The organism is Saccharothrix sabaoui, assembly GCF_051756985.1.
In the GTDB taxonomy this organism is placed as follows: Bacteria; Actinomycetota; Actinomycetes; order Mycobacteriales; family Pseudonocardiaceae; genus Actinosynnema.
Genome location: NZ_JBPKJK010000041.1, coordinates 19,213 through 32,017 on the forward strand (window position 1 = coordinate 19,213; position 12,805 = coordinate 32,017).

Annotated in this window: 11 protein-coding genes; 2 read left to right on the forward strand and 9 right to left on the reverse strand. The window is 63.4% G+C overall.

Going from position 1 to position 12,805, the window contains the following annotated elements; translation table 11 throughout:
* Window positions 1-173: 173 nt before the first annotated feature.
* Both ACR807_RS15320 and ACR807_RS15325 read left to right on the forward strand, forming a co-directional pair.
* Window positions 174-635: a hypothetical protein gene (locus tag ACR807_RS15320; RefSeq protein ID WP_438921977.1), complete on the forward strand. Its 462-nt coding sequence runs from the start codon at window positions 174-176 to the stop codon at window positions 633-635.
* A gap of 550 nt (window positions 636-1,185) precedes the next feature.
* Window positions 1,186-1,485, forward strand: a complete 300-nt coding sequence (locus ACR807_RS15325) for a hypothetical protein (protein ID WP_438921978.1) — start codon at window positions 1,186-1,188, stop codon at window positions 1,483-1,485.
* A gap of 273 nt (window positions 1,486-1,758) precedes the next feature.
* On the opposite strand, the gene ACR807_RS15330 is transcribed toward ACR807_RS15325, so the two are convergent.
* The 9 genes from ACR807_RS15330 to fxlM (ACR807_RS15370) form a co-directional block, all read right to left on the reverse strand.
* Window positions 1,759-1,887: a winged helix-turn-helix domain-containing protein gene (locus ACR807_RS15330; protein ID WP_438921979.1), complete on the reverse strand. Its 129-nt coding sequence runs from the start codon at window positions 1,885-1,887 to the stop codon at window positions 1,759-1,761.
* 322 nt (window positions 1,888-2,209) lie between these two features.
* Window positions 2,210-3,565, reverse strand: coding sequence for a pyridoxal phosphate-dependent aminotransferase (locus tag ACR807_RS15335; protein WP_438921980.1), 1,356 nt, complete (start codon window positions 3,563-3,565; stop codon window positions 2,210-2,212).
* Complete coding sequence (locus tag ACR807_RS15340) at window positions 3,562-4,389, reverse strand: tryptophan 2,3-dioxygenase family protein (protein ID WP_438921981.1); 828 nt, start codon at window positions 4,387-4,389, stop codon at window positions 3,562-3,564. The genes ACR807_RS15335 and ACR807_RS15340 overlap by 4 nt, the downstream gene beginning before the upstream one ends.
* Window positions 4,390-4,398: 9 nt before the next feature.
* Window positions 4,399-5,934, reverse strand: a complete 1,536-nt coding sequence (locus tag ACR807_RS15345) for an amidase family protein (RefSeq protein WP_438921982.1) — start codon at window positions 5,932-5,934, stop codon at window positions 4,399-4,401.
* A gap of 266 nt (window positions 5,935-6,200) precedes the next feature.
* Complete coding sequence (locus ACR807_RS15350) at window positions 6,201-6,935, reverse strand: hypothetical protein (protein ID WP_438921983.1); 735 nt, start codon at window positions 6,933-6,935, stop codon at window positions 6,201-6,203.
* A 131-nt stretch (window positions 6,936-7,066) separates the two neighbouring features.
* On the reverse strand, window positions 7,067-7,783 hold the full coding sequence (locus ACR807_RS15355; protein WP_438921984.1) for a uracil-DNA glycosylase family protein: 717 nt from the start codon (window positions 7,781-7,783) through the stop codon (window positions 7,067-7,069).
* A 137-nt stretch (window positions 7,784-7,920) separates the two neighbouring features.
* Entirely contained in the window at window positions 7,921-9,270 is a 1,350-nt protein-coding gene (locus ACR807_RS15360; RefSeq protein ID WP_438921985.1) for a class I SAM-dependent methyltransferase, read from the reverse strand.
* A gap of 660 nt (window positions 9,271-9,930) precedes the next feature.
* Entirely contained in the window at window positions 9,931-11,166 is a 1,236-nt protein-coding gene (gene fxlM / locus ACR807_RS15365; RefSeq protein ID WP_438921986.1) for a methyltransferase, FxLD system, read from the reverse strand.
* 309 nt (window positions 11,167-11,475) lie between these two features.
* On the reverse strand, window positions 11,476-12,768 hold the full coding sequence (gene fxlM, locus ACR807_RS15370; protein ID WP_438921987.1) for a methyltransferase, FxLD system: 1,293 nt from the start codon (window positions 12,766-12,768) through the stop codon (window positions 11,476-11,478).
* Between the last annotated feature and the right edge of the window lie 37 nt (window positions 12,769-12,805).

The following is a 12,805-nucleotide window of genomic DNA, read 5'->3' on the forward strand; positions in this document are numbered from 1 at the left end:
GTTGAACACCGAGCGGCGACACTCCGCGTCTCGACACCATCCGTCTTGACCGTCGCGCCGATCGCACGCGCTGCTCAGTACGCCGGTCCGTGTAGTCGGCGGCGGCGCCGCAGCGTCACGGCGCAGGAGGGATCGCCCGATGGTGTCGGGCGCGTGCCGGCACCATGCAACGCATGCACGACGTCTATGCACGTGAGGCCGCTCCGTCGAGGACGCTGCTGTTGGTGGTGGCAGTGGTGGTGGCTCTCTCGCCGGTCTCAGCCAGCAGAACCATCGGCGGGGCACACACCGCGCTCGGCGTGCCCACGATCGCCCGCTGGGCGCTCTACGCCTTGCCGCTGTTCTCCTACCTCGGAATCACCAGTTACTGCGTTGGACGGATGGCGGACCGACGACCCGGACCGGCGACCCGGACCGGCGACTCGGACCGGCTCGACAACGTCAAGCGCGCGTTGCATTGGGCCACGGCCTGGCTTGTGGTCGCAAATACGCTCGGCGGCTACCTCCGTGTGCCGCAGGCGGGAGTTGGCGCCGTGATCCTCGACGTCGTCTCGGCGGCCGGAGCGATAGTGCTGCTTCTGCTGCTGGCCCGGAAGCCTGCGGCGCGCGGACGGGCGGCCGACTCGACTGCATAGCGGGCGGAACAGCGGACGTGGCGGCGCGAACGTCAGGTCGCGGGCGCACACGTGCTGGGCTGGTGGCCCGCACCCATGCGCCTGTTCGCCCGCGCGGCAGCCTGTAACTCGGCGAACGCCCCGGACGACCCGCGACCGGCGCTTCCTGCGCCCTCCGGCGCTCGCCGAATGGTTCACAACATGCGAAAACACCTCGAACTAGTCCGCAACGACTTCTGGACAACGGCTCCGAGGCAGCACTGCGCGTACGACCAGCTTCCCGAATAGTCGCCGCTTCAAGTGAGGGACGATGAGCGAAGACGACACCACCCCCAACTGGTGTACCGCAGGACAACCCGCACCAGCCCCGGCACGTTCAACGAGAGGCGACATCGCGATCGACTACGGTAACAGCCTCCACTCCTGGACCCCTGGGCTGACCTGCCCAACCCCGTGTCCAACATCCGACGTGAAGTCCGTTCATCTCGCTGCGTAAGCTGTTGGCTTGTGTGCCTGTCCGTGATGTCGACGTGCACATCGACGCTCCACCGTTCGAACGAAGGACTGAGCTGTGCCCGACCGACCTGAAATTGTCTGCATCTGCGGTTCCACCCGGTTCATGAACGAGATGCGTGCGGCGAACCGCGATTTGACGTTCGCCGGTGTCATCGTCGTCGCGCCAGGTGAAGCAGACGAGCTGGTCACCAACGAGCAGAAGTCCGTGCTGGATGCCCTCCACCTGCGCAAGATTGACCTGGCTGACTGGGTTCTGGTCGTCAACCCCGGCGGGTATATCGGCGAGTCTGCGAGCAGGGAGATCGCATATGCTCACGCCACCGGCAAACCGATCTCGTTCACCGACCCCGTCTGACCGCAGTGAACGCTTGGTGGCGCGCGGCGACAATCTGTCATCTGACGGCCTTCACACGTAGTTCTACGTTAACTTGTCGTGAAGTGCTCAGGTGGCTGATCCGATGGTCGTCGGGTGGATCGAGCACCGTTCCCTGTCCTCCGCGTTCGCCCGCAGAACGTTCGTGAGTAGCACTGGCTTCTGTTCGATCCCGGTGCCCAGGCCCGGCCAGGCGGCGCGGCATCCGAGCGCGGTCCGTACTGATTGGCCCATGACCAGGCGATGGCTGCACTCCTAGCCCTCGCGTGTGTCCCCGATCGCCGGTTCGTCCTCGTCCAGCCACGCGCGCACCGCATCGGGCCGCTGCTCATAGGCTCGCCGGGCCGGGCGCTGCGGGGTCAAGCCGTGGCGGCGCGGCCGCAACCCCCATGCTCTGCTATTAATAGGTCATGTCCACGCCGGTGGCCAGTCGGTAGTCAGCCATCGCCACGCAGACGACGTGGCCCGATCCTCTCCACTGACCAGTTCAGCAGGGTCGGGGCGTCCCGCGTGGGTCGCCAGACTGTCGCGACGGTTCCACCGGTAAGCCCGCCACCAGGTGCCCACCGAGCGTTCGGGCACTCCGAACACCTCTGCCGCCGTCTACCGATATGTCCCTCCACCTGACCGGCCTCCAACGCGCCACCACCGGCAACTACAGCACCTCACGCTCTGCGAGGGTTGATAATGGACTCCGGCTGGAGTACTAGGGGACATCAATGCTGCCGGGCTGGCCGGACGGCATCGAGTGGTAGGTAATTGCGGCAGTTGCGAGTCGGTCGAGGATCGTGGCGAACACCTCGTCGGCAACGCCGAGGTAGAACCGCACCCATCGCGTCTCGCTGTCTACTCCTCCGAGGGAGGAGTCCTCGATGCTGGCGTGGGCGATCAGGATCCCAGTGCGATCCAGTAGGTACCGCCGGTACTGCTCGGCCCCATCGGGCAAGCGGGCCCACGCTGTCGGTATAGCCACCAAGACATAGGGCGTGAACTCCCCAGGGCTGATCATCTCCTTCGGCCAGCCGAGTTCTTGTAGCGTGCAGGCAAACCTGCTGCGCTTGTCGGCCAACGCCTCGCGTTGCGCGATGGCATCCTGTTCGCTGATCGGATCTGCAAGGTACTGCGCGACGGCCCATTCGTGGTGTGCGTTGCCGGGGAATCGTCGGCGGAACGCAAAATCCAGCAGGACTTTCAGCGTGTCGGGGTTGGCAATGAGCGTGCCGACTCCCCAACCGTTGACGCCGACCTGCTTGCCGAGCGACCGCACGGCACACCAGTCGAGTTTGCGTTTGCTGTTGCGGGAATCAGCGAGGAACTCGAGTAACGCAGCGGGCGCGGAGACCGGCACGGCGTTGGGCGTGCGCACCTCGAAGTACGGGTCGTCGAGGAGAACAGCGGCGTTGTGAGCGGCGGCGAGCTCGAAGAGGCCAATCAGGGTTTCCAGTGACCAGCCGCGCCCAGTGGGATTGTGCTGGGCGTTCACGATCACCATTGCAAGCCTTCTACTGCTCTGCGCTGCCACCTTTCCCGCCACGTTCTGCGCGTCGGCTATATCGGGCAGCCAGTTGTTGTCGGCGCGCAACGGCCAGTAAACCATCTCGAAACCGGCCTCAGCAAGGGGGCCAGCGTAATCCCAGCACGGGTTCGCGCACAAGGCGACAGGAACCGCCCGATCGCCGCCGCTAGTGGCCGCACGTGCGCGCAGCAGCCTCCCGAAGTCACCGATGACTCCACGGGTCCCTCCTGCGGTCAACGCGATCTGGAAGTCGTCACCGTACTGACCGACGTGATCAAGGCCGGTGGTGCGTATCAAGTAGTCGGCGATGGCCTGCCGGGCGGCGGGCAGGCCGCCCATCGACGCTTGATACCCGTGCAGCTCACGCGGTACCTCTCGTGCGTAGTCCAGCAACCGTTGGGGGACCTGGGCTGAGGTGAACGACGGGTCTCCGATGGATGTCATCAACGGCGGCATCGCGCGACCGGAGTTAAGATATTCGTCGATGAGGCGCGCATCCCGGTAGACCGGAAAGCCGGGGTCGTGGACGAATTCCGAGATGTTCATGAGGAAGCGGCCCGGTGCTGATGAACCAGGCTGGTCGCTTCGTGCAGGATCGGATAGAATCGGGTCTGCACCCTGGACCATAGATAGCGAGATCCGTTTGTGCCGCCGGTTCCGGATGCGACGGCTCCGATCATGGCCTCGACCATAATCGCGTGTTGTGCTCTCCACCGCACCCAGTCCAAGTCGTGCATGCGCAGCGCGTTGGCGAGTTCGGCCGCCGGACCGCCGCTGGTGAGCGCGTCGAGCAGGCCTTCTGCATCGTTGGCGCGGCTGCCGACGACGTTGAGAAAGGCGCCCCATAGGTTGGGTGATGTGAGCCGCCTCTTCAGCGTGCGGAGCTCCTCACCGCTGGCATCGAGCGCTCGCAGGCGCTGGCAGGCCGTCTTCCGGTGGCCGGACAGGATCTCGATTACCCAGAACTGCGCCGATTGCATTCCACTGGCATTGCCGAGCGCATCCCGGAACGTTGCGAACTCTGCCGGGCTGATCATACCAGGCAGCACTGTCAATAGGTTGGTGAGCTGCTCGGTTAGGGCACGGGAACGACGCAGGCAGGTCAGCGCGGCCGCCACATCCGGCTCCCGCTCACACAGGCTCGTGATCGCGAGTTCGAGTTCCTCGATCTGCTGACTGAGCAGCAGCTCGGCCATGTGGTGTAGCCCGATGAAGCGACTCTCCGCACGCTCCTGCGTGCGGGGGTGGTGCAATGCTTTGAGCTCGGCGAGGTGCAGGTAGTCGCTATAAGTGCCCTGATCTGAACCGGCACCGCGCGGTGCGCGACCGGAAAACTGATGCGAGCAGGCGTAAGCGTCCGGCGCATGCATGAGCTGTCCTTAGGATTGGAGTGGTGGGGCGGGAAAACCACCTTCGACGTCTTCGATCGACTTGGCCACGCGGAGACAGAGGGTGTCCGCGCCGATCGGGCCGATGATCTGGAGTCCGACGGGCAACCCGTCGACGATGCCGGCGGGCACCTGGGTTGCCGGATGGCCAGTCAGGTTGGCCGAGCAGGTATTCACGATCATGTCCAGCGCAGAGCCGATCCAGTCGGCGCGGGAGATGTCCGGGCCGGGCAACGATTTCGGCAGGTACGGCGCGGTCGGGGTGACCAGTACGTCGACCTCGCCCAGGGCCTTGTCGTAGGCGTCGGCAAGCAGTCCTGTCAGGCGCATCGCGGCGGCGAGGTACCACCCGGCGGGCCGGTGTCCGGCGTGGGCGCCGGCCGTGGCCGACAACGCGACGGTGGCGGCGAGGTTCTGTGGGTTCGCGAGCCGTGCGGCGGCGAAATGCTCGACGAGTTCAGGGTCGGCGTGCAACGCGGTCTGGACTGATCCTCCGTTGCCGGCCAGCAAGTCGGGCGCGCCTGCCTTCAGCGTGAGCATCATGGCCAAATCCGAGCCGCGGGTATGTTCCGGGACGCTGACCTCGGTCACCGTTGCGCCCGCTTCAGTCAGCCGGGCTATGGTGGCTCGGACGGTCTCGTCGACGGCTGGCTCAGAAAGACCGGGGATCGAGAACGCCTCGCGAAGCATTCCGATCCGCAGGCCACGGATGCCACCCTCTAGCGAGCCAGTCCAGTCCACAGGGGAGTCAGTGAAGCCTTGCCGCAGGTCACGTCCGTCGCGTTCGGCCAGTACCGCCATCGCTCTGGTCACGGTGTAGACGTCGCGGGCGAGTACGCCGAGGGTGTCTTGGGCGACGGTGAAGGGCATCGCTCCGGTGTAGGGAACCACGCCTCTGGTTGGTTTGTGTGCTACCAAACCGGTTCCGGAGCCGGGAAGGCGTACGCTGCCCGCCTGGTCGGCACCAAGCGCGAAGTCGACGAGGCCGGCGGAGACCAGTGCAGCGCATCCCGACGACGAACCGAAGGTGGCATGCGTATTCCGCCAGGGATTTCGAACAGGGCCAAGCGCGCTGGTATGGCTCGAGGCCGACAGGCCTAGGTCTTCGGCATTTGCGCTTCCCCGTAGCTGCGCTCCGGCCTCCAGCAGCAGTCGCACTGCGGTGGCGTCCTCGGTGGGCTGGTAGCCCTCGATCAGCCGGGATCCCGCGCACATCGGCCAACCGGCCACGGCGATATTGGACTTCACCACCCAGGTGAGGTCGGCCAGGCAGCCGTCGGGGGTTCCAATCACTGAACCGGTTACGTACCAGGCGTTGAACGGGTTGCGATTGGCGGACGGCCGCTGCCATGCCCGGTCCGGCCGGTTCCGTTTGGTCTCTTGGTGCCAGAGTTCGACGGCGTCATGTGCAGCGGCAAACGTCCCCGCGAGCTCGGCATATAATGCCGCCTCGCTAGCTGGCAGCGGTAAGCCGTTCCGTTTACCATGCGCAATTACGTCAGCCGGGGTAGGCGGAGTCCACGACACATAAGCTCCTAGTTTTATGATGACGTCGCCAACCTGTGACCGACTGCAGGCCCGCGCGGGTCGCAACCAGTTGCGGCATGATCCAGGCCGGGCAGCCCATCGTTGGAATTAGCAGCCCAGCTAAACCCTGACCACCTATGGTGAGACGCTCCTGGGGTGAACTGACCTTGGACCGAACCAGCGATTCGGCCAGCGGCTCCGGCGGCGAGTAGCTCTGACCGATGCGCGTCTGTTCGATCCTGGGCTGCAGCCGAAAGCAGTGCCGCTCAGATTTCCAGGCCGACCTCGCAGGGAAACAAGACTGATACGCCAACGGGCTCCTCTGTGAAAATAACCCTTTTGGAGAGCGCGGAGACAAACCCGAGCTCAAACATTGTGCCCTTTCCGACAATGCCGTCAGGGTTGCACACGATAATTGCATCGGATTGGCCGAACTGTGCCATATGATGGTACTTGTGCCGCCATGTGTCGCGTTCGTTCTTGAGGAAATCCTGGTAGTCGAAAAGGATAAAATTGGTGCCTTCGGTCTCCGGCTTGATCCTCGTGGTCAAAGGGCTCAGTACGACGGCACCGCTTTCGCGTAGTCGCGTGATGACGTCCTCGATGTACCAGAGGGAGTTTTGGAAGCTGCCACAGACGGCAACATTCCGGAACTCCCGACGAATGACGCCCTCAAGTATGCTGGTAGAACCTCCTGGAGACCGTCCGGCTTCAGAGTAGAATTGCTCCAGTTCGGGTCCTACGATGTTGAAGTACAAGCCGGTGTCGACATAGAAACTGTTGACCAAACTGGCCGCGTCCGCTTGTGAGAGTCGTTGAAAGACCCCGGTCGCGTATACCCGGATGCTCTTGTGGTCAGCAAGTTCTACGAAACTGCTGACCCTGTCGAAGGATTCGCAAATTAAGTCTGCCAACGCTCCGGGTGCGAGACTACCCTCAAATGCCTGCGGCTGTCTTTCGAACAATGTCAACACGCCGCTCCGGGAGTAGTAGAGGCTCACACAATCTGATTCGAAGTGGACCAGAGCTCTGCTGTCTGTCGTCAATGTGCCGTCCCCTTGCATTTTCGAAACGCTTTGCCTCGAGCGACCGTCAACCGCCCTGCGCACCATGGAGGTGGTCCACGCCGCAGTTAGTATCTTCCGTCGCGTAGGGCGCCGACGTACTTCTCGATGAACTCATCTTTTCTTCCGGAATTGTACTGGGTAATAAAGCGCGGATGCTCCAAGGGGACGATCTTTTCGAAGAAGTGTTCCTCCGTGTTGACTTGTGACAGAAACTTGAAGTTTTCACCGCTCCCGATGCAATAGCACACCGATGTGTCGGCTCCAAATTCCAGTTGACGTTTCAAGGTTCCTACGATGAAGGGGCGGAGGCTCTCCATCAACTTTTTTGTTTCGTAGTAGTTGGCGTTGACCTCGCGTCCCTTGGTGTTCGTCCTCGACACGCCGAGGGGGCACACGAAACTCATGACGAAGTCGGTATAGAACCTGTCGCGTCCACCGTAGCGACTGATGACGTCGTCTATGAACCCGGTCGAGACTCTGCTTATCGCGTAGCCCTCGATTTCGATACCGCTTTGACTCTTGAGAAGCTCGGCATCCGCAAAAGGAACGCCCGTCACGGCCGTACCACGTCGAGCGGGTGAACTGCCCAGAACTAGACGGCGCGGCTGATGGTCGTCGTAGAACTTCCGGTAGAAGGCAGTTGTCACCTTTCGAACATGCTCCTTCAGCGATCCGCTGAACGGATTGATCACGTTGAACCCAACGGGGACCTCGACAGCTGTCGTGGCGAGCTCCTCGTTGAACTGTAGTACCCGATCGGCAACAGTCGCCCGACCGCTCATCGCATGGATCCTTCCGTTGATGCTGGGTGAAATTGCCCTCAAACTAGTCCGATCGCACCCGGCTGTGATGCGACTCGGCCTTCCCGCAGAAGTACTGGACGTCCTTCACGTGGCCGCCTGACGGAGCGCAGTCGCCGTCACGTGGCGACCCCCGACAGGTAGATCTCGGTTCCTGTCGCGGTCATTCGGATGTCTTCGAACCCAACATTGCCGAACTCCGTGCGAATCGACCGCGCAGAATTCAGCCCGCGATATAGGTCCACGAAATCGGTGTCCGGGATGATCAGGCCCGGAACGACGCTGTTCTCCCGTTCGGCGCACAGGAAACCGTTGGCCACGGAGACGATTATTGCCGCGCCAGGTTTGAGGACCCTGTGTGCCTCCGATGCCGCTCTAGCCGGGTCGAAGAACGACGAGTTGTAGGTTCTCAAGGAGACATACAGGTCGTAGTTGTTTTCCGGGAGGGCAGACAGGTCGTCGGCACTGGAGATGATTACTTTTGACGACGGAACTCGCTGTCTGGCACTTTGCAGGCCGCTTTGCGCAATATCGACGAAAGTGATTTGTGGGCAATCCAAGAACAATGTTTCTGCTTCCTGCCCTCCTCCGACGCCGACGTTGAGGATATTGGCCGTGGCGAGAGGCATTGTGACTGAACTCTTATAGACCGATTTAAACTCCTCGGCCCAATTCGGGTTGACAGACCGGGCGTCGTTTGTATAGTCATAAGAGCCGTACTTCGCGTCAAATGCTTCAGACAGCGCATCGTATACGGCCTGATCGGCCACCTCGTGCTCGATCCCATACCTCTTGCAGATAAGCGAAGCCAGTGCAAACCTCTGCCTGTGCGCATTGACTTCGCTCCTGGTCAGGGTAAACCCTTTGGAGTCCAGGCTAGAGTGCACTGCCTCACCAATGCGTTTCTTGAAGTAGTAGGGGTTGCACTCGATACTTTGCTCGCTCACTGTATAGAATTGGCGGTTCTGTTTGAGGATTTCACGCTGTAAATCGTCAGGGAAACGGTATGCTTCACGTGAGGTAGTGACGGGGTCGTTATCGAGGTAACTGGTCAGCGCTGGATCCGGTAGGCCGATATAGATCTTGTCGTTGCCTACCTCCTTCAATAGTTCTGCGAGGTCAAAGGAGTGGTCTCCTGAAAGCGTGTTGATTGTCAGGTATAAGCTGTCCGCGTTGGATTCGCCGAGTTCTTGTAGCTTGCGCCGCAAGATGTGGTACCAGGATGCGCCGCGTTCTTCGCCTTCGAATGCAGAGCAGATCAACCGGTCGTCTTCAGACACCAGAGCAACGCCGACCTTCCGGCCTGGTTGTGGAGCTCTCTCCGCTAGGCCAATGGCGTAATTCATCCAGTAAGCGCTGTTTGGGTTCATCTGGGTCTCGACCTCCCGCGTCGGTGGTGTGCAGGTATTGCGCAGCACAATGAATAGCTGAGAACCCTGGCAGTGCGGTGTAATGACAGGGACTTGCACGGCTCGACTGTGTAGCGGGCGGACGGGAACGTCAAAGTGTGTGGTCTTGACGTCAATTCAGAAGCGTGCGTGGCGTGGTGTACCTAAATGTGAGTGTTCCTCCGGTGTTGATGTGGGGTACCACACGTTGATCGTCGTCCGGGCCCCCCTGTCTTGTTACTCCGCCCGAACGGAGTAGATGCCAGGGGACGGCGGCAGTGCGCGACCGATCCTGCTTACGTGGCGGCGACGAGCGTGAGTCGCTGCGCTCGGTTCCCGCGCGGGACGGTCGGCGCGCACCGGGTACACCTTCAGACGATGAGTGCGGCGACTGTGCTGGCACGGGGGGTGTCGCGGTCCATGCGTGGCCGTCCTCGGTGGCCGGTCGGTGTGCGCGCGTGGTCCCTTCACCTCGCGGGCGCCCGGTCCCGGTGACGGAAGGCTCGTCACCGGGACCGGGCAGGCGGTTACGGGCAGCTGATGCACGCGCTTGCGCACGTGGCGCCGCAGTTATCCCGGTGAGCTGCACCAGCACATCGAGCGCCGGACCCGATTCCGCAAAGCGGACATCGAGGTCGAACAGATCCGGTTTCACCCTCGGCGATGCAGCCACCCCGAGATCGACCTTAACGGTCATGGACATCTCCTCCTTGTCATGACGTTTCTTCCTCAGAAGGTTCGTCAGGACCAGGTCACGGCGACTCGCGTGTGCGTCTTGTCCAACAGGAGCCCGCCTTGGGGAAGCTGCTCGTCCGGCGTCGCAGACGGGTAGGCCCCGATCCGGGCGGACAGGCTCTGGCCGTCCCAGGACCGGATGCGCTCCAGCATCTGCTCGATCAGCTGCCCGGCGTCGGAGCCATACCCGTACACTCCGAACTCGCGCGCCGACGGGTCACCGTCGACTGGGCGCAGACCGAGGTAGGCCAGGCTGCCGCCTGCGGCGACGGCGGGCACACCGAGCGGCCAGGCGTGCGCCACGACATCCTGCGACTGCGCCTGCCTGGTCGCCATGAGCAGACCGAAGCCCAGCAGGCCCAGCGCCATCCACAGGTGCAGACCGTCGAATCGGCCTTCGCCGCCCATCGTGACGCCCGACCACACTTCGGTACGCGGCTGCCTGAGCACCTCGCCCAAGCCCTCGACATCCACACCGGGATCGTCGTCCAGCCGCAGCACCACGTCGTCACCGTGCAACGGGATGTTCAGCTCCGTGTGGGCGCCCAGCCCCCGCATCGGCACGAAGGCGCACAACTCGTAGCCCTGGCTGACCAGGTGCTCACCAACCCGTTGGAACACCACCGACCGCGTCAGGCTGCGCAGGAGTAGCGGAACGACGGTCCTGCCGTCTTTCACCAGCTGCTCCCACCACGCCCGCGGCAGATCCCACGCGGCGACCGTGACGATGATCCGGTCGAACGGCGCGTGCCGGGGCACCCCGTGCTCGGCGTCCGCCTCCACTACGTTCACCGCGTGATATCCGGCCGCGGCCAGGCATTCGCGTGCCCGGGTCACCACCTCGGGGTCGATGTCGACCGTGGTGACCTCGCCGGTCGGACCGACCAACTCGGCGATCAGCGCCGCGTTGTAGCCGCCGGAGCCGATCTCCAGCACCCGCATGCCCGGCTGGATGTCGGCCTGCTCCAGCATCATCGCCTGGATGTGCGGGGCCGACACCGTGCTCACGGCTTCGCCCTCATCGTTCCACTTGGTCAGCAGCGTGCCCTTGGCCGCATACGTCTTGTCCAGCGGCTCACCGGGACCGAACAGGTGCCTCGGCACTGTTGACAGGGCGGCGATCACGGCGTCGCTGCGCGCGGCACCCATGTCGCGCAGTTGGTCGACCATCGCCTGCCGGAACGCCTCGGGGTTGGAAGCCGCAGCTTCCGCACCAGCATCAATGTCACTTGCAGTGTTCACCGGTCACCTTTCACACATTCGCCGCCACCCGTGTAGATCGCACGGGTGCCGGCCTGTCATCACACTTCGCAGATCACGTCGTCCGGCTGTGTTCGCAGCCGCTTCCCGCAACGACTGTCGGCACTATGGGTCCGGGAGGGCCATCCGCCGACCCAGCTGCCTCAGGGGCCTGGTGGCTCCGGACCACGCGTCGAGGTAGGACGCGTTTGCCGGGGAGACCACGAAGGTGGTGGTCCTGACCGTCCTGTGGACGGGGGAGCGGTATGGGTCGGGAGCGGCGTCGTCGGCGGAACTGCCAGCGTCTCCACCTCAGCCGGTGGGGTGTCGTAGATGAGTGCTCCTGGCCGGAGTGCTCGCCGGCTGCGGCCAGGAGATGGTCCACCGGTTGTGCTTCTTGTCGACGACATGCTCCTCGAATCGCTGACCACTCGGTGTGCTTGCCGGAGCAACATGGAATCGCGGACCGGGTCCGCCACGATGGTCACGGCTCCAGACTCGAAGCAGCTCGGCAAGTTTCTCCACGAGTTCGGCGGCGTCGGCGCCGTAGGCGTGCACGCCCCACTCGACGTTGCCCTCGTCGGCCTTGCGGGTAGTGACGTAAGCGAGACTGGTGCCGTAGAGCGCCGCCGAGGTGGCAGTCATCCGCCCCGGTAGGGTGATCAAACCGGTGTCCTTCTCCGGGTTGAGCAGCAGGCGGCAGAAGCCAGGCAGGGTCGAGGCCAGCCACAGGTGCGCGTCGGCCCAGGGCTCGAACCTCCTGAGGGTCGCTCCGGTCCAGACCTCCACTCGCGGTGTGCTCAGCGCTGTCTCCAGCGTGGCCGGGTCGACGGGGATGTCGGTGTCCAGGCTCAGGACGACCTCGCCCTCGCGCAGCGGCACCTGCCGTGCCTGATGTGCTCCGGCGCCCCGCATTGGCACGAAGCCGAACATCTGTGACCACCGGCTGATCAGCCCGTGTCCATCGCGTTCGAACACGATCACGCGCGGCAGGTCTTTGATCACCATCGGTACCAGCAGAAGGCTGTCCTGGGCGAGCTGCGAGATCCAGGCCGGCGGGATGTCCCACGAGCCCACCGTGACCACGATCCGGTCATAGGGTGCGTACTCGGGCACCCCGCCGTCGGCGTCGGCGAGCACCACGCTGACCCGCGAGTACCCGGCCTCATCGAGGAAGCGGCTTGCTCGGTCGGTTACGTCGGGATCGATGTCGACCGTGATGACTCGACCGGACGGGCCGACGAGTTCGGCCAGAAGCGCGGCGTTGTAGCCGCCCGAGCCGATCTCCAACACGCTCATGCCGGGTGCGAGGTCTGCCTGCTCCAGCATGTACGCCTGGACCTGCGGAGCGGAGATCGAGCTGAGAGGGCTACCGTCCTCGTCGCGCTTGGTGACGAAGCCGTTGTAGAGGCGGTAGACCTCGTCCAATTTCGCGTCGGGAGCGAACAACTCACGGCGGACCTTGCGCATCGCCGCCTCGACCGTCGCCGAGGTGATCGTCCCTTCGGCGATGAGATCGTCGACCACCTTATTGCGGAGTTGCTCAGCTCGATCGCGAGCCGCGACCTCGCTAGCCGGAGCTGCGGATGACGTCTTGTCGATCACGAAGGGTTCCTCGCTTGCTCACAGAAAGATGAGCATT

What these genes read in the sequence shown, in the direction of transcription:
- ACR807_RS15320 (WP_438921977.1), top strand. Translation starts at nt 174, where the DNA reads ATGCACGACGTCTATGCACGTGAGGCCGCTCCGTCGAGGACGCTGCTG.
- ACR807_RS15335 (WP_438921980.1), bottom strand. Translation starts at nt 3,565, where the DNA reads ATGAACATCTCGGAATTCGTCCACGACCCCGGCTTTCCGGTCTACCGG.
- ACR807_RS15355 (WP_438921984.1), bottom strand. Translation starts at nt 7,783, where the DNA reads ATGAGCGGTCGGGCGACTGTTGCCGATCGGGTACTACAGTTCAACGAG.
- ACR807_RS15340 (WP_438921981.1), bottom strand. Translation starts at nt 4,389, where the DNA reads ATGCATGCGCCGGACGCTTACGCCTGCTCGCATCAGTTTTCCGGTCGC.